Origin of the sequence: Bradyrhizobium sp. (assembly GCF_049512235.1) — a bacterium.
GTDB lineage: Bacteria > Pseudomonadota > Alphaproteobacteria > Rhizobiales > Xanthobacteraceae > Bradyrhizobium.
Window position 1 is genome coordinate 1 of sequence record NZ_JBEKXH010000052.1, and the last position, 22486, is coordinate 22486.

23 protein-coding genes are annotated in these 22486 nt (G+C 62.3%); 8 read left to right on the forward strand and 15 right to left on the reverse strand.

The features are described from left to right. The coding region (locus ABSG20_RS07340; RefSeq protein WP_423863856.1) for a hypothetical protein at window positions 1–199 on the forward strand (199 nt) is incomplete at its 5' end. A gap of 303 nt (window positions 200–502) precedes the next feature. On the opposite strand, the gene ABSG20_RS07345 is transcribed toward ABSG20_RS07340, so the two are convergent. From ABSG20_RS07345 to pqqA, 10 genes are all read right to left on the reverse strand, one after another. After that, a complete protein-coding gene (locus tag ABSG20_RS07345) occupies window positions 503–706 on the reverse strand; it encodes a hypothetical protein (protein WP_423863854.1) in 204 nt (67 codons plus the stop codon). Next, the gene (locus ABSG20_RS07350; protein WP_423863835.1) at window positions 658–1713 is read right to left on the reverse strand and encodes a 2-oxoacid:ferredoxin oxidoreductase subunit beta; all 1056 of its coding nucleotides are present in this window, start codon (window positions 1711–1713) and stop codon (window positions 658–660) included. Before ABSG20_RS07350 ends, ABSG20_RS07345 begins: the two co-directional genes overlap by 49 nt. Next, window positions 1710–3557, reverse strand: coding sequence for a 2-oxoacid:acceptor oxidoreductase subunit alpha (locus tag ABSG20_RS07355; protein ID WP_423863836.1), 1848 nt, complete (start codon window positions 3555–3557; stop codon window positions 1710–1712). Before ABSG20_RS07355 ends, ABSG20_RS07350 begins: the two co-directional genes overlap by 4 nt. After that, window positions 3527–5326, reverse strand: coding sequence for an FAD-dependent oxidoreductase (locus tag ABSG20_RS07360; RefSeq protein WP_423863837.1), 1800 nt, complete (start codon window positions 5324–5326; stop codon window positions 3527–3529). Before ABSG20_RS07360 ends, ABSG20_RS07355 begins: the two co-directional genes overlap by 31 nt. A gap of 249 nt (window positions 5327–5575) precedes the next feature. Further along, window positions 5576–6565 (reverse strand): alpha/beta fold hydrolase, encoded by a 990-nt coding sequence (locus ABSG20_RS07365; RefSeq protein WP_423863838.1) that lies wholly within the window; start codon window positions 6563–6565, stop codon window positions 5576–5578. Beyond that, entirely contained in the window at window positions 6555–7763 is a 1209-nt protein-coding gene (gene pqqE / locus ABSG20_RS07370) for a pyrroloquinoline quinone biosynthesis protein PqqE (protein ID WP_423863839.1), read from the reverse strand. Before pqqE ends, ABSG20_RS07365 begins: the two co-directional genes overlap by 11 nt. After that, window positions 7760–8068 carry a pyrroloquinoline quinone biosynthesis peptide chaperone PqqD gene (gene pqqD, locus ABSG20_RS07375; protein ID WP_423863840.1) on the reverse strand — a complete coding sequence of 103 codons (309 nt, stop codon included), beginning with the start codon at window positions 8066–8068 and terminating at the stop codon, window positions 7760–7762. Before pqqD ends, pqqE begins: the two co-directional genes overlap by 4 nt. Window positions 8069–8086: 18 nt before the next feature. Next, entirely contained in the window at window positions 8087–8872 is a 786-nt protein-coding gene (pqqC, locus tag ABSG20_RS07380) for a pyrroloquinoline-quinone synthase PqqC (protein WP_423863855.1), read from the reverse strand. Between the two features lie 35 nt (window positions 8873–8907). After that, the gene (gene pqqB / locus ABSG20_RS07385; protein ID WP_423863841.1) at window positions 8908–9837 is read right to left on the reverse strand and encodes a pyrroloquinoline quinone biosynthesis protein PqqB; all 930 of its coding nucleotides are present in this window, start codon (window positions 9835–9837) and stop codon (window positions 8908–8910) included. 176 nt (window positions 9838–10013) lie between these two features. Continuing rightward, a complete protein-coding gene (gene pqqA / locus ABSG20_RS07390; RefSeq protein ID WP_009031067.1) occupies window positions 10014–10094 on the reverse strand; it encodes a pyrroloquinoline quinone precursor peptide PqqA in 81 nt (26 codons plus the stop codon). A gap of 303 nt (window positions 10095–10397) precedes the next feature. Here pqqA and ABSG20_RS07395 point away from each other — a divergent pair, with 303 nt between their 5' ends. From ABSG20_RS07395 to ABSG20_RS07420, 6 genes are all read left to right on the forward strand, one after another. Beyond that, window positions 10398–10655 (forward strand): DUF6894 family protein, encoded by a 258-nt coding sequence (locus ABSG20_RS07395; protein ID WP_423863842.1) that lies wholly within the window; start codon window positions 10398–10400, stop codon window positions 10653–10655. 259 nt (window positions 10656–10914) lie between these two features. Continuing rightward, entirely contained in the window at window positions 10915–12153 is a 1239-nt protein-coding gene (locus ABSG20_RS07400; RefSeq protein WP_423863843.1) for a PQQ-dependent sugar dehydrogenase, read from the forward strand. Window positions 12154–12373: 220 nt separating this feature from the next. Next, on the forward strand, window positions 12374–12946 hold the full coding sequence (locus ABSG20_RS07405; protein WP_423863844.1) for a c-type cytochrome: 573 nt from the start codon (window positions 12374–12376) through the stop codon (window positions 12944–12946). A 120-nt stretch (window positions 12947–13066) separates the two neighbouring features. After that, window positions 13067–14467 (forward strand): amidase family protein, encoded by a 1401-nt coding sequence (locus ABSG20_RS07410; RefSeq protein WP_423863845.1) that lies wholly within the window; start codon window positions 13067–13069, stop codon window positions 14465–14467. 42 nt (window positions 14468–14509) lie between these two features. Then, window positions 14510–14986, forward strand: coding sequence for a glutathione peroxidase (locus ABSG20_RS07415; RefSeq protein WP_423863846.1), 477 nt, complete (start codon window positions 14510–14512; stop codon window positions 14984–14986). Then, window positions 14983–15264 carry a DUF3297 family protein gene (locus ABSG20_RS07420; RefSeq protein ID WP_423863847.1) on the forward strand — a complete coding sequence of 94 codons (282 nt, stop codon included), beginning with the start codon at window positions 14983–14985 and terminating at the stop codon, window positions 15262–15264. The genes ABSG20_RS07415 and ABSG20_RS07420 overlap by 4 nt, the downstream gene beginning before the upstream one ends. A 182-nt stretch (window positions 15265–15446) precedes the next feature. Here the strand turns inward: ABSG20_RS07420 and ABSG20_RS07425 are convergent, their stop codons facing one another. The 4 genes from ABSG20_RS07425 to ABSG20_RS07440 form a co-directional block, all read right to left on the reverse strand. Further along, entirely contained in the window at window positions 15447–15767 is a 321-nt protein-coding gene (locus ABSG20_RS07425) for a hypothetical protein (protein WP_423863848.1), read from the reverse strand. 66 nt (window positions 15768–15833) lie between these two features. Beyond that, complete coding sequence (locus ABSG20_RS07430) at window positions 15834–17066, reverse strand: S8 family serine peptidase (protein WP_423863849.1); 1233 nt, start codon at window positions 17064–17066, stop codon at window positions 15834–15836. Between the two features lie 110 nt (window positions 17067–17176). Further along, window positions 17177–18532 carry a malonyl-CoA decarboxylase gene (locus ABSG20_RS07435; protein WP_423863850.1) on the reverse strand — a complete coding sequence of 452 codons (1356 nt, stop codon included), beginning with the start codon at window positions 18530–18532 and terminating at the stop codon, window positions 17177–17179. A gap of 82 nt (window positions 18533–18614) precedes the next feature. Further along, a complete protein-coding gene (locus tag ABSG20_RS07440; RefSeq protein ID WP_423863851.1) occupies window positions 18615–19418 on the reverse strand; it encodes an AraC family transcriptional regulator in 804 nt (267 codons plus the stop codon). Between the two features lie 62 nt (window positions 19419–19480). Between ABSG20_RS07440 and ABSG20_RS07445 the strand changes: the two genes are divergently transcribed. Then, complete coding sequence (locus ABSG20_RS07445) at window positions 19481–20665, forward strand: MFS transporter (RefSeq protein WP_423863852.1); 1185 nt, start codon at window positions 19481–19483, stop codon at window positions 20663–20665. Window positions 20666–20676: 11 nt separating this feature from the next. Here the strand turns inward: ABSG20_RS07445 and ABSG20_RS07450 are convergent. Beyond that, a partial coding sequence (locus ABSG20_RS07450; RefSeq protein ID WP_423863853.1) for a putative bifunctional diguanylate cyclase/phosphodiesterase occupies window positions 20677–22486 on the reverse strand: 1810 nt, incomplete at its 5' end.

A 22486-nucleotide genomic window follows, 5' to 3' on the forward strand; every position in this document is an offset into this window, starting at 1 on the left:
GCTGATCCTCAGCCGCTATACTGAGCTCAATACCGACCAGAAGCTGCTGCTGAAGCAACTCAAGCTCGATTTGCCTCCGCAGCCCCCGCCGCGCATCACGTCCTCGCAGAGGGCCGCTCGCCCCCAGGTCCACTACTCAAGCAATTCGAGGGCGCTGCTCTCGCATCTAAAATATCGAAAACAACCCCATGCAAAGTAGACCGGAATCCGGTGCGAACGAACCCCCCGCCGGCCGCGCGGCGGTAGCGCTCGACTGAGCGCCCAGGCATTACGAGGATGCCGGGCTCAAGTTGCCGGGAGGAGGGACCAATGTTCATGATGTATTCTGGCGATTTCACCGAGCGTTCCTTCCGGTAAAATCGCTATGCCCCTGCGCAGATCGTCATCACCGAGAAAACCAGCCAGGCAAAAGACGTCCGTGCGGCGTTTGGCTCCCGCTATCATGATGTTCGCCGGTCAAACGATAGAGGATCTCCCGCGCGACGATGTGCGGAATGCCTCGTCATTGTTCCGGTTGGGTAAAATACTGCTCTCCAAGCCGTTGCTGACCTTTGGCCACATTCCAGAGCCTGAATTCGATCTTAAGGCGCTGGTCCGGTTGGGTAGCGCGACCGGTGATTAAGGCTGAAAGTTGGCACCGGTCAATTGTCCTGTCGTCTAGCGCAAACTGGCGTTGATCTTGTCCAGCGCGGCGGAGCCGGGACAGAGGTCGCTGACCTCTAGCGCATTGAGCGGCCGCTCGACGGTGTCGAGATGGGCATGCATGTCTTCGGCTTCGGGATCGATGTAGAGCAATCCGGTGACGATCTGGCCCTTGGCGGCGTGCTTTTGCAGAAATGTCATCGCCGCGAGGCGATCATGGGCGTCATAATCCGCATCGATCTTGCGCAGCTCCAGCCGCGTGCCGTCGTGTTGCTCGACGATCTGCACCGTGCCCGGCGCATAATCAACGGTGATCGGGTCGCGGCCTGAGATGACATCGAGGCGGTTCACCGCATCATTGTGCTCGCGCACATAGTCAAAACTCCTGGTCGAGCCGGCGTGGTTGTTGAAGGCGACGCAGGGGCTGATCACGTCGATGAAAGACGCCCCCTTGTGCTGGATCGCAGCCGAGATCAGCGGCACCAATTGGGTTTTGTCGCCGGAAAAGCTCCGCGCCACGAAGCTCGCGCCAAGCTGAAGCGCGATCCCGACCAGGTCGATCGCGTTGTCGGTATTCATCACGCCCTTCTTGGACTTCGAGCCGCGGTCGGCGGTGGCCGAAAATTGCCCCTTGGTCAGGCCGTAAACGCCGTTGTTCTCGACGATATAGGTCATGTTGACGCCGCGCCGGATCGAATGCGCGAACTGGCCGAAGCCGATCGAGGCCGAATCGCCGTCGCCGGAGACGCCCAGATAGATCAGATCGCGGTTGGCGAGATTGGCCCCGGTCAACACCGACGGCATGCGGCCATGGACCGAATTGAAGCCGTGCGAATTGCCGAGGAAGTAATCGGGGGTCTTCGAGGAGCAGCCGATGCCCGAGATCTTGGCGACGCGGTGCGGCTCGATCGAGAGCTCAAAGCAGGCCTCGATGATCGATGCCGTGATCGAATCGTGGCCGCAACCGGCGCACAGCGTCGAAACCTTGCCCTCGTAATCCCGGTGGGTATAGCCGAGATCGTTCCTGGGCAGCCCGGGATGCTGGAACTTCGGTTTTGCGATGTAGGTCATGACTTCACCTTGCGGAGCGGGGTCAACTGGAGCTGATCCTGATGGTCACCGATCGCGCCGGCGATGAAGCGCGCGGTGATCGGCGAGCCGTCATAATGCAGGATCGGAACCAGCCGAACCGGATCGATACCGTTCTCGTTGACGATCAGCGAGCGCAGCTGCGCATCGCGGTTCTGCTCGACCACGTAGACGAAGTCGTGGTCGGCAAGGAAGCTTGCCACGCTGGAATGGAACGGGAAGGCACGGATGCGCAGGCGGTCCAGTTGATGGCCGCGCGCCTCCAACAGCCCGATCGCCTCGTCCATTGCGGGCGCGGTCGAGCCGAAATAGATCACGCCGTATTTGGTCGGCCTGACGGCATTGGCCTGCAACGGTCGCGGCACCATATCCTGGGCGGTCTCGAATTTGCGCACCAGCCGCTGCATGTTGTCGGCATAGACAGAACCTTCCTCGGAATAGCGCGCGTAGCGATCGCGCGAGGTGCCGCGGGTAAAATAGGAGCCTTTGGTCGGATGGGTGCCGGGATAGGTGCGGTAGGGGATGCCATCGCCGTCGACATCGAGATAGCGCCCGAAGTCGCGTCCTTCCTCCAGCATCTCCGCGGTCATCACCTTGCCGCGGTCATATTGCCGGGAGTCATCCCATCTGAGCGGGCGGCACAGCCTGTGGTTCATGCCGATATCGAGATCGAGCATCACGAAGATCGTGGTCTGCAGGCGTTCGGCCAGATCAAACGCCGTCGCGGCGAATTCAAAGGCTTCCGCCGGGTCTTCCGGAAACAGCAGGACGTGCTTGGTGTCCCCGTGCGAGGCATAGGCGCAGGCCATGATGTCGCATTGCTGGGTCCGCGTCGGCATCCCGGTCGAGGGGCCTGCGCGCTGCACGTTCATGATGACGGCCGGAATCTCGGCGAAATAGGACAGGCCGATGAACTCCTGCATCAGCGAGATGCCGGGGCCGGAAGTAGCGGTAAAGGCGCGTGCGCCGTTCCATGACGCGCCGATCACGATGCCGATGGATGCGAGTTCGTCCTCGCCCTGGACGATGGCATATTTCGCCTTGCCGGTTTCGGGATCGTGCCGGAGCTTCCTGCAATGGATCGCGAAAGCGTCCGCAAGCGACGATGACGGCGTGATCGGATACCAGGCGCAGACGGTGGCGCCGCCATAGACCGCGCCGAGCGCGGCCGCGCTGTTGCCCTCAATGAAGATCCGGTCGCCGACCTTGTCGGCCTTGCGCACCCGCAGGCCGATCGGGCATTTGAGATTTTGCAGCGCCCAGTCGCGGCCGAGATGCAGCGCGTGGACGTTCGAGGACAACAGCTTCTCCTTGCCTTTGTACTGCTCACCGATCAGCTGCTCGATCAGCTTGGGGTCCATATCGAGCAGCGCGCACAGCGCGCCGAGATAGATGATGTTCTTGAACAGCTGGCGCTGGCGCGGATCCTTGTAGGTCGAGTTGGTGATGGCGGTCAGCGGCACGCCGATCACGGTAATGTCGGACCGGAATTTCGACGACGGCATCGGCTTGGTCGAGTCGTAGAACAAATAGCCGCCGGGTTCGATTCCGGCGAGGTCCTTGTCCCAGGTCTGCGGATTCATCGCGACCATCATGTCGACGCCGCCGCGTGCGCCGAGGTGGCCGGCTTCGGTCACCCGCACCTCGTACCAGGTCGGCAGCCCCTGGATGTTGGATGGAAAGATGTTGCGCGGCGACACCGGCACGCCGTGGCGCAGGATCGAGCGGGCGAACATCTCGTTGGCGCTCGCCGAGCCCGAGCCGTTGACATTGGCAAAGCGGACGACGAAGTCGTTTACGCTGCCGATCGGCTTTTGGACGGACATGATGTACCTGCGTGGGTCATATCGATGAGATATTTCTGCATGTCCCAGGCGCCGGTCGGACAACGTTCGGCGCACAAGCCGCAATGCAGGCAGACGTCCTCGTCCTTGATCATGACGCGCCCGGTCTTGAGGCCGTCGGCGACATAGAGATCCTGGTCGAGGTGCGGCGACGGCGCCTTCAGCCGTTGCCGAAGATCGGCTTCCTCGCCGTTCTCGGTAAAGGTGATGCAGTCCATCGGGCAGATGTCGACGCAGGCGTCGCACTCGATGCACAAGGGCGCGGCGAATACCGTCTGGATGTCACAGTTCAGGCAGCGCTGTGCCTCACCGAGCGCCAGCTTGACGTCATAGCCGAGTTCGACTTCGGTTCGGATGTCCTTCAGCGCCACCACCTTGTCGCGATGCGGCACCTTGTAGCGCTTGTCGCCGGAGACGTCGTTGTCGTAGCTCCATTCGTGGATGCCCATCTTCTGCGACGAGACATGCACTTCAGGCAGCGGACGCTCGGTGATGTCTTCCCCGGAGAGCCGCTTGTGGATCGAAAGCGCGGCGTCGTGGCCATGCGCCACGGCCCAGATGATGTTCTTCGGCCCGAACGCGGCGTCGCCGCCGAAAAACACCTTTGGGTTGGTCGATGCCATGGTTTTGGCATCGACCTTGGGCATGTTCCACTTGTCGAATTCGACGCCGCAGTCGCGCTCGATCCAGGGAAAGGCGTTCTCCTGACCGACCGCGACCAGGACGTCGTCGCAGGGGATGGTCTGGTCCGGTTCGCCCGAGGGCACCAGATTGCGCCGGCCGTTGGCATCGTATTCGGCTCTCACCTTTTCGAAGGTAACGCCGGTGAGTTTGCCCCGGTCGTGCGTGAATGCCTTCGGAACCATGAAGTTGAGGATCGGAATATCCTCGTGCAGGGCGTCCTCTTTCTCCCAAGGCGAGGCTTTCATCTCCTCGAAGCCGGAACGCACGATCACCTTGACGTCCTCGCCGCCGAGCCGGCGCGCCGTTCGGCAGCAGTCCATCGCGGTATTGCCGCCGCCGAGCACGATCACGCGCCGGCCGATGGTATCGGTGTGGCCAAACGACACGCTCGAAAGCCAGTCGATGCCGATGTGAATATGGCTGGCTGCGTCCTTGCGGCCGGGAATGTCGAGTTCGCGGCCGCGCGGCGCGCCGGAGCCGACAAAGATCGCGTCATGACTTTCGCCGAGCAGCTTCTTGAGGCTGTCGATGCGCTGTCCGCCCCTGAAATCGATGCCGAGACCCAGAATATAATCGGTTTCCTCGTCGATGACCGAATCCGGCAGCCTGAATTTCGGAATCTGGGTCCGCATCATGCCGCCCGCTTTAGGATCGGCATCGAACACCGTGCAGTGATAGCCGAGCGGCGCGAGGTCGCGGGCCACGGTGAGGGAGGCAGGACCGCCGCCGACAATCGCAATGCGCTTGCCGTTTTTCGCCGACGGCCTGGGCATGCGGTGCTTGACGTCGTCCTTGAAGTCGGCGGCGACGCGCTTGAGCCGGCAGATCGCGACCGGTGTTTCCTCGACGCGGCCGCGGCGGCATGCCGGTTCGCACGGACGATCGCAGGTGCGTCCGAGAATTCCCGGAAACACGTTCGATCTCCAATTGATCATGTAGGCGTCGCTGTAGCGGCCTTCGGCGATCAAGCGGATGTATTCGGGAACCGGCGTATGTGCGGGACAGGCCCACTGGCAGTCGACCACTTTATGAAAGTAGTCGGGGGCCGCGATATCAGTTGCTTTCATTCCTACCTTGTCCCGCGCTCAAGACTGGAAAAGCGCGGCCTTACTTTTCAATTCGAGCGCTTAATCCGACACTCTCTTGGTTTTTTTGAATGCGAACTTGAGTTTGCTTTTTAGAGCCATTCGGGAGGTTCCACAAAGGCAATTTTCCCAGGATTACCAACTTTCATTTTGCGGTGCGCCATAAAGTTAATGCAATCGCGCGCTTATGCGGCACCGCAACAATATTACCGCGTAGCGCAACGCGTCAAATCACCCGCCAATCTCCGAGGCCAGATCGGCGATCGCCTTCATCACGGCGTCGCGGATGCCGGGATCGTAAAGCAGGTGGCCGGCACCTTCGACGACGCGAACTTTGCAATCGGGCCAGACGCCTGCGAGCGCGTGCGAGGTCGCCGGCGGACAGAGCAGATCGAAGCGCCCCTGCACGATCACGCCGGGGATTCGATCGAGCTTTCCGGCTTCCGCCTTGAGCTGCCCCGGCTTCATGAAGCAATCATTTTGAAAGTAGTGCGCTTCCATGAAGGGGGTCGAAGGCAGGGGCCGCGTCGAGTTCAATGACGCCGGATCGAGCCGCGCCCGCGACGGCCCGTGTTCGCTGAGGATTCGTTCGGTGTCGTGCCAAGCCCGGGCGGCCGGTCCGTGCACCGCGGGATCGGGGTCGAGAATGCGACGCCAGTAGGCATCGAGTGGCTGGCCGCGTTCTTTCGCTGACAGCAAATCAAGGAAATCAACGCTGAGATCGGGATAGAAGCGCGGCAGCACGTCGAGAAAGGCGCCTTCGAGTTCAGTACGGGTGCCGAGGAAGGTCGCGCGCAACATGATGCCCGCGACCCGGTCGGGGTGCGCTTGCGCGTAGGCCAGCGCCAGCGTGGCGCCCCAGGAGCCGCCGACCACGATCCAGCGCTCGAAGGCAAATTTCTTGCGGATGGCCTCCATATCCGCGATCAGATGCGGCAGCGTATTGTGTTCGCGCTGTCCCTTGGGCAGGCTTCGGCCCGCGCCGCGCTGATCGAACAAGACAGTATGAAAGCGTTCCGGATCGAACAGCCGCCGCTGATCGGCCTGGCAGCCGCTGCCCGGCCCGCCGTGCAGATAGACCGCAGGGATGCCGCCGGTCCGGCCGACGCTTTCGACGTAAATCTCGTGGCCATTGCCGACCGGCAACAGCTCTGCGGTCAGCGGCGCAAACGGATCGGCGCGTTGCGCAACAGATTTGCCGGCGTCGGCGTCAGGCGCCATGGTCGCCGCCCGTCTCCGGCGTACCTCCGGCAAAGTTGCGATAGAGAAAACGGGTCTGGTCGCCGGCGGCTTCGGTTTCCGCCAGTTTGAAGATTTGTTCGTGAAACGGCGACAGCGTGCAGGCCGGATCGGTGTTGCCGGCATCGCCGGTCAAGGCAAAAGCCTGGCAGCGGCAGCCGCCGAAATCGACTTCCTTGAACTCGCAGCTTCGGCACGGCTCCGGCATCCAGCCGGTGCCGCGATAGCGGTTGAAGGCCTCTGAATTCTGCCAGATCCAGGCGATCGAATGGTTCGACCGCACCGACAGGAACTCAAGCCCGGTAATTGTTTCGGCGGCGTGGCAGGGCAGGATCTTGCCGGCGGGGGAAATGTTGAAGAACTGCCGGCCCCAGCCGCCCATGCATTTTTTCGGCCGCAACGCGTAATAATCCGGCACCACAAAGTCGATGGCGAGCGTGCCTTTGAGCCGCGCCTGGGCCTCCTCGACGATGCGGCTGGTCTGTTCGATCTGCTCAAGCGTCGGCATCAGCGCCGCGCGGTTTTTCAGCGCCCAGCCGTAATACTGCACATTGGCTACTTCCAGCCGGTCGGCGTCGAGGTCGACCGCCATCTGGATGATATCAGGCAGCTGGAACAGGTTCTGCCGGTGCATGACCGCATTGACCGTCAGCGGCAGGTCGAGTTCGCGCGTCCATTTTGCGACTTCGATTTTCTTCGCATGCGCGTCCTTGAAGCCGGCCACACGGTCGGCGGCGGCAGGCTCGCTGCCCTGGAAACTGATCTGCACGTGACAGAGCCCGGCATCGTTGAGCGCGGCGAGTTTTTCGCGGCTCAGCAGCACGGCCGAGGTAATCAGGTTGGAATACAGCCCGACATCGCTGGCATGCCGCACCAGCTCGACCAGATCCTTGCGCGCGGTGGGTTCGCCGCCGGAGAAATGGATCTGCAGCACGCCGATTTCGGCCAATTCGGTGAGGACCTTCTTCCATTCCCCGGTCGTCAGTTCGGCAGACCCGCGTTCCAGCTCTACCGGGTTGGAACAATAGGGGCACTGCAGCGGGCAGCGATGCGTCAGCTCGGCGAGCACCGCGAGCGGAATACCATAGCTCTCGGCCAGCGAACCGCGCCTCTCCAGCACCGCGAGGCCGTCCGCGGGATCGCTGGCCACTGCGCCTGCGTCGGTGAGAAGCTCGCTCATGACGTCTTCTCGCGCGCTTCGGTGAGAAAGCCCTTGTCGGCAAGGTCCTGCAACATGGCGATAATGTCGGTCAAGATGGCCTCGCGTCCGGCGGCATATTTTTCGGCGAGGTGGTCGACCATCGCGCCGACGCTGCGGACCCCATCGCAGAGCTGCAACACTTCCACCGCGATGTCATCCGGCGCCAGCACGCGTTCCGGCGCCAGAATGACCCAGCGTTGCCGCGTCTCGTCAAACTTCAGGCGGGCATGCCGCGGCAGAACCGGTCGGCTTGCTTCGTTGACACGGATGTTGCGGTCCGCCATCGCTTCGCCTCCCGTTGGTTACCGGTCTTCCGTGGCTGTTTCCTTGGGAACAAATGCCCCCGGCGGCACGTGACCCTCGACATAGGCGTGATACAGCGCGTCGAGCTGAACCCACAGCACGTTGGTCTTGAACAGCAGCGCATTGCAGACCGACTCGCGCTCCGCCGGCGTGCTGGCATGGGTCTTGACATAATCAAGGGCAAAGTTGGCATCGCGCGGCGCCTGCGTCAGCCGCCGGCTGAAATAGCTCATGATGTCGGGATTGACGAAATCGTAATGCGCCAGCATTCCCGCGATGCGTTCCTCGTGCAGGTTAGGCGCGAACAATTCGGTCAGCGACGAGGCGATGGCTTCCAGCGGGCTCTTGTCGCGGACAAAGTGCACATAGGCTTCCACCGCAAAGCGCGTGGCCGGGAGGATGCCTTCGGTGGATTCCACGTAGGCGTGGTCGAGCCCAAGACCTTCGGTCAGCTTCAGCCAGCGCTCGATGCCGCCTTCGCTGCCGACATCGCCGTCATGATCTTCGATGCGATGCCGCCATTCGAGCCGGGTGGCGCGGTCGCGGAAGCGCGAGATCACCACGGCGTCCTTGATCGGGATCGTGCTCTGGTAATAATAGCGGTTGAGCGCCCATGCCTGCACCTGGCCCTTGTTCAGCTTGCCGCCGTGCAGCAGCCGGTGAAAGGGATGCAGATTGTGATAGCGCGTGGCGCCGATCTGGCGCAGCGCCGCCTCCAGTTCTCCGGCGCTGTTCAGAGGCGTGTTGGCGGGAATCGAAAACGCGGTCATCCCGCTCAAGGTCATGCCTTTCAAGGCCGTTGCGCCAGAGATCGTCGCGTTCAAAGGGAAATCTCCGTTCCGTCAGCGGGAATTTGCCAGCCCGCGCGCTCGGCGGTCTTGCGCTCGGCAGAAGCGTGCAGCAGCGCCGGGTTGGAATTGTTGATATGCAGAAATATCTTGCGCCCGATATCGAGCCCGGAGAGGGCCTCGATGGCGCCGCTCGCGCCTGACATCGCGATATGTCCCATGCTTTGCCCGGTCTTGGTGCCGAGGCCGGCCAAGATCAACTCGTCATCGCGCCACACCGTGCCATCGAAGAAGACCAGGGGGGCGCCGGCAAGCCGCGACTTGAGTTCGTCGGTCACTTCGGCGCAGGCGGCAAGAAAATAAAAATAAATGCCGCGGGCCTTGTCACCGATGCGCAACCCCAGCGTGTCGCCTGTGCCGTCGCGCCCCGCGGGGTGGACCTTGCCTTCCAGATACCATGCGCTTTTGCCGGGAACGGCAAACGGCAGGATCTCGATGCCGGACGGCGATCCCGAAGGCAGTGCCGGTTCGAACATTTGGTCCACTTCGATTGACTGGCGCCGCACATTGGTCTCGCTCAGCACGTTGAAGATGCTGTTTGTTTGCAGGATTGCCAGCACTTTTGCGTGGCCATAGATGGTGAATGGCGAGCCCTCGCGCATCGACAACAGGCCCGCGACGGCGTCGATCTCGCCGTTGGTCAGGATTACGCCCGCGATCGGGCTGTGACGGAGCTGTCCGGCCCTGGGGTGAAGTTGCGGCGTGGCGATCAGCTGCTGGCGCAAATCGGGGGAGGCATTGACGAGATACCAGTGATCGCCGTCCGCGCTGACCGCGATCGAAGCCTGGGTGCTGCGCAGTTCGGGATGCTCGGTTCGCGCCATCCGGCACACCGCGCATCCGCAATTCCACTGCGGCACGCCACCGCCCGCCGCAGCGCCCAGGACGACGACGCGAAGCATGATCCGTCTCCTGGCATTCCAACCCTTGGATAAAACGCCTCGAAGGTGGACACCGGCATGATCACAATCCTGAAATCCGGCAGATCCCACCATTTGAGGGATCCCCAGGGATCAGGAAGTGTCATGCCCAGCGGTCCACCTGCGTTGAACGTGAAGCTTGAACTTGCAGAAGCCGCTTATTTGCGGGCGGCGCACGCATACATGTTGATTTCCATGCCAACCGGCACTTCGACGATCTTTGGGGTTTTCCAGGCCATTTTGGCTCTCCTTCTATAACCGGACGAATTCCCGCCCGCAGTCAAAGTAATGGTATTGAGAAAGATCGCCAGTGAAATCTTTATGATCGGCCCGCTGTTTTTATGGTGCGCCGCAAAAAGAAGTCACGGATTTGTGCGGTCCGGCGTTCAAGCCGGCTTGAATCTTAAGGTTAAATGTAACTGGCGGCATCATCCGGATGCTGATGCCGGGCCGGAGCGATTTTGGCAATAATGGATAAAGCGGCGGGTCAGAAGTCGCTGGTTCCGCAATCGAACGCCCTCAAGCGAAGTGGATCTGGTCCTATGCCGCGATATTTCTTCAATTCACGGATCGGCAGCGAGCTGGTTCCCGATCCCGAAGGCGAGGAGCTGCGCGACCCGGATCGCGCCTGGCAAGTTGCACGCGCGATGATCCGGGAGCTGTTCAAGGCCGAAGGCGCCGAGAGCGGCCTGCTGCACGCGATCCTGGAAGTAACCGATGACGCAGGCGAGATCGTGCTGGAGTTTCCGTTTGCCGAAGCGCTTCTCGACGTCGATGATGAACGCATCACAAGACACTGACATTGATCGCCATCATTGTCGCACGCCCTCATTTCCGCCTTCGCGCCAGTCACGTCGGCCGTTGCCGACTGGGCAGCTGACATTTGCCGACCTCGGGTAGACCCGAATTCGGTGGGCGCGCCGCATGGAATGCCACTCTCACTTATTTCCGATTGCCTACCTACCGATAAATATCGGAAGTTACGGCGAGGAAAGCCATCGGCGCCCGCATCATGCCTGGGCGCACTGGGATCAAGGCTTCCTATCTGGGGAGGGTACCATGACGATCCGGTTACTGCCGCGCAGCCTGTTGCTCGCCGGCGCATTTTTCGGCCTGTTTACGCTCGGTGCAACGGCGCAGCAGGCAGCGGCGCCGCTTCCGCCGGGTTCACCCATGATCGGGCGTCCCGACAACGAAGCCGCGGCCAAGCTGGCACCGGTGGCGCCGCCTCCGCTTCCGGCCGCGCCGGACAAATTGCCGACGGCAAAACTCAAGGTGCCGCCCGGCTTCAACCTCGAGGTCTATGCCTCCGGCATGGCCAACGCCCGTTCGCTGGCGCTCGGCGACAAGGGGACGGTGTTCGTCGGCAGCCGCCTTGTCGACAAGGTCTATGCCATCGTCAACACCGACGGCAAGCGAACGGTGAAGGTCATTGCCTCGGGGCTTTACCGGCCCAACGGCGTCGCATTCAAGAACGGCACGCTCTATATCGCCGAACTCTCCAGGATCTCCAAGATCGACAAGATCGAGGACAATCTGGACAATCCGCCGAAGCCGGTCGTGATCTACGACAATCTGCCCAAGGACGAGGCCCATGGCTGGAAGTTCATCGCCATCGGCCCCGACAACAAGCTGTATGTTCCGGTCGGGCAGCCCGGCAATAACGTCCTGCATGACGATGCCCACGGCCAGATCAGGCGCATCAATCTCGATGGATCAGGCGCCGAAGTGGTTGCGTTCGGCGTTCGCAACTCCGTCGGCTTCGACTGGAACCCGGAAACCAAGCAGCTCTACTTCACCGACAATGGTCGTGACTGGATGTCGGAAGATGTGCCGCAGGACGAACTCAACCGCGTCACCAAGATCGGCCAGGATTTCGGCGCGCCTTACTGCTACCAGGGCAATATTCCGGACCCGGAATTCGGCTGGGGACATTCCTGCAGCGAATTCGTCGCGCCGGTGGGCCTGATGGGCCCGCATGTGGCCTCGCTCGGCATGCGGTTCTATACCGGCAACATGTTCCCGAAGAGCTACAGGAACGCCATCATCATCGCCCGGCACGGATCGTGGAACAGGTCCAAGAAGGCCGGCGGTGACGTCGTGGTCGCCAGACTGAACAAGGACGGCACGGTCAATTCCCTCGAGCCGCTGGTCACCGGCTTCCTGGAAGACAACAAGTACATCGGCCGGCCGGTCGACGTGCTGCAGATGAAGGATGGTTCGCTTTTGGTCTCCGACGACTGGAACGGCGCCGTCTATCGCATCAGCTACGGCAAGGCGAAGGTGGCGTCGAAGTAACGGCCGCTGAGCATTCGTGATTGCGAGCGCGCGCAGGGTGGGCAAAGGCGCCCTTGCGCCGTGCCCGCCGTTTAAAATGTGAGAAGATGGTGGGCACGCCATCGGGTTCGCGCATTCGCGCGGCCCGTTGGCTTTGCCCACCCTACGGCCGAACTCACCAACGTGGTCGCGTTGTTTGTCGCTTCGCTCCTTGCAACGACGAAAAGGGTCAGACCCGCCGATGCGTAAGACTAAGATGATGGCGGCCCTGGCATTTGCGCTGATCGCATCTTCGGCGATTGCGGACACGATCGAGCAACGCGCCGCGTCCTGCTTTGGCTGTCACGGCGAGCACGGACAATCCCAAATCGATTATACGCCATCGCTGGGCGGCCAGCAGGCGGCTTACGCACTGATCCAGCTTTTCATGTTTCGCGAAAAACTGCGGATCTTCGAGCCGATGAACGAGATGGCGAAGGCGCTCAGCGACGACGATCTCAGGACCTTTTCTGACTTCATCGCCAAGTTGCCGAAGCCCGCCCCGCCGGCGGACGCCGGCGATCCCGCGCGGCTGCAGCGGGCCCAGGCTCTGGCCAAGCAGTATCACTGCAATGCCTGCCACAACGCCGATTTTTCCGGACGCGACAACGTCCCCCGCATCGCCGACCAGCGTGAGGATTATCTCTTGAAGACCCTGCGCGAATACAAGGACAACAGTCGCCACGGCTACGACGCCACCATGGCGGAGGCGCTGCAGCCGGTGACGCCGGAACAGATCGCCGACCTGGCCTATTACATTGCCCGTTTGCGCTAGGAACTTTCCTGCGAACAAGAGGAGAGGGGGGCGTTCCGACGCCGCGGATGCCGTGATTGGTGCCGCTGGCCATGTCGTGCGCGCGAGGCTACAACGTCAGCCGTGGTAGCGGAGTTGGCAATGCAGGATTTCTGGCGTCTGTCGGCCGCGGACCTCGCGGCGCTGATACGGTCAAGAAAGGTTTCAGCGAAAGAGGCTGCGGCTTCAGCGCTTCTGCGGCTCGATGCCGTCAATCCCAAAATCAACGCCGTGGTCGACCACCGGCCCGATGAGGTGTTGGCGCAGGCCGCTTCCGTCGATGCGGCGATCGCAGCCAATGAGGATGTCGGCGCGTTGGCGGGCGTGCCGGTCACCGTCAAAGTCAATATCGATCAGCAAGGTTTTGCCACCACCAACGGCCTCAGACTGCAGCGCGAGACAATCGCGCAAAGCAACAGTCCGGTGGTGGACAATCTGCGCAAAGCGGGCGCCGTGATCCTGGGGCGGACCAACTGCCCGGCATTTTCCTATCGCTGGTTTACCACCAATTTGGTCCATGGCGACACCAAAAATCCGCGCGACCCCGGCATTACCCCGGGAGGCTCGTCCGGCGGCGCGGGCGCCGCGGTCGCGGCGGGCATCGGTGCGATCGCGCACGGTACCGATATTGCCGGATCGATCCGCTATCCCGCCTATGCCTGCGGCGTTCACGGCCTGCGACCGACCATGGGACGCGTCGCGGCCTTCAATGCGGCGCTGCCCGAGCGCGGCATCGGCGCCCAGATCTCCGCGGTATCGGGCCCGCTGGCGCGCACCATCGGCGACCTCAGGATCGCGCTTGAGGCGATGGCGGGCCGGGACGTGCGCGATCCCTGGTGGGTGCCGGCGCCGCTGCAGGGGCCTGATGAGCCAAAGCGGGCCGCGCTGTGCCTTCAGCCCGATGGTCTTGAGACCGTCGCGGAAGTGAAGATGGCGGTCGCGGCGGCGGGCCTGCGGCTGCAGCAGGCGGGATGGGTGGTCGAAGAGCTCGCCACCACGCCGCCGCTGCGCGAGCCCGCCGAACTGCAGACCAGGCTCTGGCTCGGCGACGGTTATGAAGCCCAGCTTGCGGCCGCCGAGCGCGAAGGAGATCCCGGCGCGCTGGCCTGCCTGCGCGGCAATCGCGCCAAGGTACAGCCGTTCGACGCCGCCGCCTTCTCTTTAGCCCTGACCCGGCGGGCTACCTTGGCCCGGCAATGGCTGCAGTTCCTCGAGACCTATCCGGTGCTGCTGATGCCGGTGTCGGCCGAATTGCCGTTCCCCGACGGTCTCGATTTGCGCGACGAGGCCTCGTTTGCGCGGGTTTGGCGGGCGCAGCTGCCGCAAATTGCCATTCCCTTCCTGGGGCTGCCGGCGCTAACGGTGACCACCGGACTGGTCGGACGGATTCCCGTTGGCGTTCAGATCGTCGCCACCCGCTACCGTGAGGATCTGTGCTTGCTGGCGGGCGCGGCGATCGAAGCGGGCGGCGTACCATCGACGCCGGTCGATCCGGTCGGCTAAACTGAATGTTCTGCCAAGTTGAAAGACAGGGAAAGACAGGGTATGGCTGGCATTTATGATTTCACGGCAACCTCGCTGGCCGGCGACGACGTTGCGCTGAAGCGGTTCGAGGGGCAGGTGCTGTTGATCGTCAACACCGCCAGCGCCTGCGGGTTTACGCCGCAATATCGCGGTCTGGAGGCGCTGCAAAAAGAATACGGCGCGCGCGGCTTTTCCGTGCTCGGGTTTCCCTGCAACCAGTTCGGCAGCCAGGAGCCCGGCGACGAGAGCCAGATCGCAGAGTTCTGCGCCAGAAATTACGCCATCAGTTTTCCGATGTTCGCCAAGATCAACGTCAATGGCAGCCATGCCCATCCGCTGTACCAATATTTGAGGAGCGAAAAATCCGGGTTGCTGGGCTCGTCGATCAAATGGAATTTCACCAAATTCCTGGTCGATCGCTCAGGCCAGGTGGCGGGGCGGTTTGCGCCGACCGCGACACCGGAAGGACTGAAAAAGGAAATCGAGGCCCTGCTGTGAACGAGAACAACGACGCCACGAGCGAACCATCAGCCGACGAGCTTCCCGACCGTCTCTCGACCGATCCGAAAAGCCCCTACTACAACGAAGCCGTGCTGGCGCGCGATGTCGGCATTCGCTTCAAGGGCATCGAGAAGACCAATGTCGAGGAGTATTGCGTCAGCGAAGGCTGGGTGCGCGTCACCGCCGGCGCCGCCAGGGATCGCTACGGCAACCCCTTGACCATCAAGGTCCACGGCCCGGTCGAACCGTATTTTCGCGACAAGGGATCGGCGTGATAAGTTGCTAGCGGCGTAGTCGACCGACCGCGCCCGCGCGTAATGCGGGTGAAACTCGATGTCGGCACCTGAGGCGCCGCCTCACCGCGCTTGGCTGAGGACGATGGGAACATTACGGCGGCGGATCAGCGAAATCTGGGTTTCGAGGCACAGCACCGCCACGTTGGGAGGCTGTGCAGATGTCAGATAGGGTCGCTTATTGGCTGCACCTTAACGGCGCGGTCCTCTTCAACGCTCATTACCTCGGGCATGGCGCGCAGCTGCGTTAGCTGCCCAGGATCGACCGATCCAGTCACGACCCGGATGCGAGGTAGTACCCGATTGATCTTGACACCGGCCTTGCGCAGCGAGTCTAGCGCCGGCGCCTCGTCTGAGGTCAGCGGCTGGTGCATGCGGATGGTCACATCGAGTCTCACTGCGTCTCTCCTGCTAGAAGCAGAAAAAATGCCATCCCAAATGCCCCGAACAAAGGCGACAGGATGGCCAAAGCTAGCTTCGCTCATCTTCTCTAACTCCTGCTTAAGTCGCGCTGCCTCTGCGCCGGTCGGCGAATTAACCATGATTCGGCCTCAATGTTCCGTGAATGGAGCCTGAACTAGCCCCGCACCCACATCCTTTTGGGAGATGCCGAGTGACCGCGCGTTCGATATCAGCGCGTTCCACAGCGCTTGCCCCCGCAACGTGAGGTCCGTCTCAGCCCAAAGGCAGGCTACGCCTGCGACATGCGGAGCTGCCATACTAGTCCCACGAAGCCGCTGGTAAGCCTGCGGCATTGGCGCTGAAGAGAAGACCCCCGACCCGGGCGCCGCAACATCAATGCCAGCGCCGCCCACCGAGCCTGCGCTCGAGAAATTAGCGATTGCGAGCCTGCTGTCAACCGCGGCGACGGCCATAATAGATGGTGAGTTCGCGGGATAGTCGATCGGGGCGATATGCCCGATATCCCTGCTACTCGTGTTGCCAGCAGCTGCGATCATGAGCGTACCGCTTTCCAGCGCCTCCTTCGCGACATCTTCAAAAACCGCGTTAGGGACGGTACCTGAACCGGCTGAGCGACCGAATGACATGGAGATTACGTCACATTCGTCGGTCAGCGCGCGATCAATGCCTTCGAGAACGTGGCTCTCCCGGCCGTACCCGCTGTCATTGAGAACCTTGTAAATATGCAAGTCGGCATCAGGTGCAACCCCGAATCTCGGTATCCCCGGCGTGGCCTTTGCGCCAGCGGCGGTTCCAGCGCAATGCGTTCCATGTCCACGAACATCCCCCGCGCCACAGCCAAACACACTCCAGAACCGAATGTTGCGCCCCGAGAAGGCGGGATGATTCCGGTCAAATCCCGTATCAAGCACGCCTATCTTGATCCCTTTGCCTGTGAAACGACAGTGGCCGGCGCCGACAGCTGCGACGCCCCAGGTCAGAAGCTCCGTATCCTCGTGTGCCCCGCTGCCGCCATCGTCGTACGCGAAGACGAGGAACTCCGGGATTAATTTCGTAACTCCCTTCGTATCTGAGATCTCTAGGCAGCGTGGTGCGATCTCCCCATCTCCGCGCAGCACAGCGACGCCTATGCGCTCCATCAGGAACGCATCAGAATCAAGAACAGCCTTCTCGTAGTTGAAGTCGCTCCCGCCGTAGTCGCTGGTAACCGCAACGTGTCCGTTACCGCGTTGAAGAATCTTCCTCCGTTCCGAAGTCGACAGTCCCCGTTCGAATTTGACGAGGAAACTTCCCGTCGGAACAATCGGAGCGGACACATTCAAATTTCGATAGCAATCGACCGCCGGCTCGCAATTTTCCATGACTGCTCGCTAATTTTGTTTCGTAAAACCCCTATAATGCCATTTAAAATTGCAAAGATGAAGCGAAATCGCTCAGGGTAATTTGGTAGTGGACTTTCCCGGTGATTGCTTCACGACAGCCGCATGTCCAACAGGCGCCGGCCCTCGCTCTTCAGCAATTTCCTGACCGCACTGGAAGCGGCGACCTCGCCCTGGTTGGCGAAGGCTTCGTGGTTCTCTTCGATATCCTCCAGCCGATAGAGGTAATTGACCATGATGCCGGCGGATTCGCGAAGGCCCTTGGGCGAGAGGTCGCCAAGCCAGTCGATCCGCTCCAGCCGGGCACCGTTGCCGAGATGGAAACGCGCCACCGGATCGATCAGGCGGCCCTTCGCCGTGCGCGCTTTCAGAAAATAATAGGCTGCCAGCGGTTCGAGCACGGCGCGCAGTTGGGCCGCCACTTCCGCGTTTTCGAACCAGTCGGGCTGGTCGAGCCGATCGAGCAGCGACCGGTCCTCGTCGGTGAGCGGAACGTCGCTATCCTGCCTCAGCCATTTGGTAAAACCCGGCGCCGGCGACAAGGTGACAAAGTTTTCCAGCCTGGGCAATTCGCGCCGCAATTCCTCCACCACCTGCTTGATCAGGAAGTTGCCGAAGGAAATTCCGCCGAGGCCGCGTTGGGTGTTGGAGATCGAATAGAACACCGCGGTGCGGGCGCGTTCGATCGGTACCAGCGGCGGGTCCTCGGCGAGCAGCGGTGTGATCGCGCCCGGGATTGACTCCGTCAGCGCCACTTCGACGAAAATCAAGGGCTCGTCGACCAGCGCGGGATGGAAGAAGGCGTAACAGCGGCGGTCGACGGGATCGATGCGGCGGCGCAGATCGTCCCAGTCGCGGATCTCGTGCACCGCCTCGTGGCGGATGATCTTCTCCAGAATGTTGGCCGGCGTCGACCAGTCGATGCTGCGCAGCACCAGAAAGCCCCTGTTGAACCATGAAGACAATAAATGCACGACGTCGCGGTCGAGCGCGGCAAGGTCCTTGTGGCCGTTCATGGCGTCGAGCAAATCGGCGCGCATCGCCACCAGTTCGCTGGTGCCGCCCGGGGCGCGGTTCAACCGCCGGATCAGCTCCTGGCGCCGCGGTTCGGAGGCAAAATGCAAATCGCTGGCGTCGGCATCGTTCGGCTGCGCGCACCAGAGCTCGATCGCCTGCGCCAGCCGTTCGCGGTCCGGACCGTAGTCGCGGGTCAGACTTTCGAAGAACTTAAGCCGGGCGGCTCCGTCGAGGTCACGATAGCGGTCGAGAACCTCGCGCGCCATCGCGGTGCCGGAGGCTTCGCCGCGGCCGGACAATAACGCTTCGCATAATTCGATCAGGTCTGACGCGTCTGGTTTGGCCTCGGGCGGCCCGGCGCGGCGAAGCAGGGTACGGCTGCGCTCGGAAATCGAGGCGAGAAGACCGGAAAAGAAGGGGTTGCTGCTCATGTCGGGCGGTCAAATCCAAACCGGGAGTGATTGTTACAGGGGATTTGGGGCAGAACTAATCACAATCTAGCGCGTTTCGGCCTCATTTTGCTTCCGCAAACTCCGTGGGTGTCTTGCCAGTGACCTGCCGGAAGGCGTGCGAAAATGCCGGTACGCTGGCATAGCCGAGATCCGCGGCGAGTTGTTTGACCGAGACGTTGGCCTCCATGGACAATTGTTCGATCGCGGTTGCGATGCGCGCCCGCTGGCACCAGCTCTTGAAGCTCAACTGTGTCTCTGACGAAAACAGCCGCGACAGCGTCCGGGCCGAGGTCCCGACCTGGCGCGCCAGCGTTTCGATCTCGTGCGCGGCGGTGGGGTCGCGCAGCACGATGTCGGCGGCGCGCCGGCAGCGCGGCTCCTGCGGCAGCGGGATGAAGGTGGTGGCATCCTCGGCGTGATGCAATTCGAGGACGGCCAACCGGACCAGGAGCTCGGTCCGCCCGGGATTGTTGCGGCCGTCGAACAGCGCCAGGATCGCCTCCTGCAACAGCCGGGACACCCGCACCACGAATTCGGCATCGAGGCTCGCGCTGCGCGCCTCGCGCGAAAGCCACGCCAGATCGAAGTACAACGTCCGCATGTCGATATCGGCGAGCACGTCGATGGAATGTTCGAGCCGCGCCGGCACCCATACCGCACGGTCCGGCGGCACCAGCCAGCGACCTTTTGGCGTGGTGACCTGCATGGTGCCGCGCGCGGCATAGACCAGCTGCGCCTCGCGGTGCATGTGGGTGTCTAACCGGACACCCCGGCGGTAATGCCGCGCCACCAGATGGACGCCATCCCCGGTGGCGCGGTGGCTGCCGCCTCTGATGGCTGTAATTGGCGTTTCGGCGATACGCATTGGCCACATCCCGTCAGTACAAGGATCTATAACCTATTGCAAAACACCGCAGGATTCGACCCATGAACAGCCCCGCCCGGGTGATCGGTTTCGTCAACGCCGCCCATTTTGTCGACCATTATGCGATGCTGATCTTCGCCGCCGCCGTGATCGTCATGGCGCCGGCGCTCGGCATGGCCTATTCCGAACTATTGCCTTACGCCACCCCGGGCTTCGTGGCGTTCGGCGCGGGATCGCTTCTGACCGGCTGGCTCGGGGATCGCTGGAGCCGCCGCCATATGATGGTGATCTTCTTTGCCGGCATCGGCACCTCGATGATCGCGGTTGGCCTCGTGCAGACGCCGCTGCAACTCGGCGCGGCGCTGTTGTCGATCGGCCTGTTCGCCTCGATCTATCACCCCGTTGGCACGGCCATGATCGTGTCTTATGCCGACCGGCTCGGCCGCGAGATGGGCCTCAACGGCGTCTGGGGCAATCTCGGCGTGGCGTCCTCGGCGCTGGTCACCGGCGTGGTCGGCCAGTATCTCGGCTGGCGTTTTGCCTTTATCATTCCCGGCATCGTCACCATCCTGATCGGGCTGGCGTTCGCCCGCACCGTCATTCATGAGGATCGCTCCGGCCACAAACAGGCGGCGGCGCAGGCGCGCGTCGCAACCAACGATATGTGGCGGGTCATCGTCGCGCTCCTGATCGTGGTGATCGCGATATCGACCACCTTCAACGCGGTTACCGTGGCGATTCCGAAGCTGTTCGCCGAGCGGCTTTCCGACCTCACCAGAAGTCCGGCGCTGCTTGGGGTAATCGCGGCCTTTGTCTACGTGTTCGGGGCGATGACGCAATACACCATCGGCAAGCTGATCGATCGCTATTCGCTGAAGGCCGTCAGCCTGCCGTTGTCCTTCATGCTGGCGCCGTTCCTGTATCTGGCCGCGACGCTGTCGAACCTGCCCTTGATTCTGGCCGCGATCGGCATCGTGATGGGCGCGTTCGGCCAGGTCACCGTCAACGACGCCATGGTCGGTAAATACACCAGCGAGCAGTGGCGCTCGCGCGCCTATTCGGTGCGCTACTTCGTCGGCTTCACCGCCGCCGGCGCTTCGGTGGGCCTGGTGGCGTGGCTCTACCAGCAGGGCGGCTTTGTCACCATGCTGCATGCGTTCGCCGCGCTGTGCCTCTTAGTGATCGCCGCGGCGATCATCCTGCCGACGGAGATCAAGGTACCGGCGGGCGCGAACCCGACGCGGTGAAGACCCGTCGATCAGGCGACCTGCCGCATGCGCGGGGTTGCGTCGCTGAGGTCGAGTTCGCCGACCGGGGCCGGCCGGCCAAACAGGTAGCCCTGAATGAAGTCGACGCCGACCGACCGAAGGTAGTCGAACTGTTCCTGGGTCTCGACGCCCTCCGCCGTCGTCGCAATGCCGAGACCCTGGGCCAGCGCAAGCACCGCGGCCACCACCGCCTTGCAGTCGGCGCGGCTCAGGCAGCCCTGGGTGAAGGACTTGTCGATCTTGATCTTGTCGAAAGGAAAATTGATCAGGTAGTTGATCGACGAATAGCCGGTGCCGAAATCGTCCAGCGCCATGGTGATACCGAGATTCCGGAGCTGCCGGATGGTCGCCAGGATGAGATCCTGGTTTTCCAGAAGACTGGTTTCGGTGATTTCCAGTTCCAGCCGGTGCGGCGACAGCCCGGTTTGCGTCAGAACGCCGAGGACATCGGCGAACAGCCTGCCGTCGCTCAACTGAACGGCCGAGATATTGACGGCGACCTCGATGTGCGACGGCCAGGATGCCGCATCCTTGCAAGACTGTTGCAGGATCCATCGCCCGAGCGGACGAATGAGACCGGTCGATTCCGCCAACGGGATAAACTTGTCGGGCGCGATCAGTCCCTTGGTCGGATGCCGCCAGCGAACCAGCGCTTCGAAGGCCTTGAGACGGGTGGTATTGGCGTCGATCACGGGTTGATAGAACACCTCGAACTGGTTTTGCTCGATCGCATCCCGCAGTTCGCTCTCCCGCGCCTGCTGGATCTGGAAATACTCCAGCATTTCCCGCTGGAACACCCGGTAGGTGTTACGCCCGCCGGCCTTGGCGGCGTAGAGCGCGAGGTCGGCCTTTTTCAAAAGGTCCTCGGCGTCGAAGCCGTGTTCGGGGGCGAGCGCCAGTCCGATGCTGATCCCGACGCTGGCCATCTGGCCGCCGAGATCGAAGGGTACCGCCATCGAGCTGATGATCCTGAGCGCCAGCGCAATGGCGATCTCCGGCGGGTTCGGCGCCTGGCTCAATATGATCGCAAACTCGTCGCCGCCGGTCCGGGCCAGCGCGTCGGCTTTGCGGATCGCGGTTCGCAGCCGCCCCGCCACCTCGACCAGCAGCCGGTCTCCCGCGGGATGGCCCAGCGTGTCGTTGATGACCTTGAACTTGTCGAGGTCCAGCATGATCACGGCATAGCCTTCGCCCTGGCTGGCGAGATGCCGGCTTGCCTCGATCAGCCTCTCGGTAAAGACCGCCCGGTTGGCAAGTCCGGTCAGGGTATCGTGACGCGCCAGACGGAGGATCTCGGCCTGCGCGCGCCGACCTTCGGTAATGTCCTCGTAAGTGGCGACCCAGCCGCCGGCGGCCATGGGCCGATGATGCACGCAATACGCCAGATCGGACAACGATTCGATAATTCGCGAGCTGGTCTGTCGGCGGCGGACGTCCGCCATCACCTGCTTGAAGATTTCTGGCGGGTCGCCGGAAAAACCACCCGACTCTCTCTGTTGCGTCAACAGGTCGAGGAAAGATCGGCCCAATAGCGTGGCGGTTGAGAACCCCAGCATCTCGGCAAAACGGTCATTGAACAAGACGACGCGGCCTTCGGCGTCGAACATGCAGACACCTTGCGCGAGGTGCTGAAGCGCGGCATCGAGCAGCATTTTTTGATCGCGAAGCTGGTCCTCCGACCGGCGGTCGCTGAGCGCGGCGACCAGACCCATGCCGAGAATGGCGGTGGCCGCCGCGGCGACGATCCAGGCCAGGGTCGTGGGCGAAATCAGCAATGCCGTCGTCAGCCGGGTGGGATCG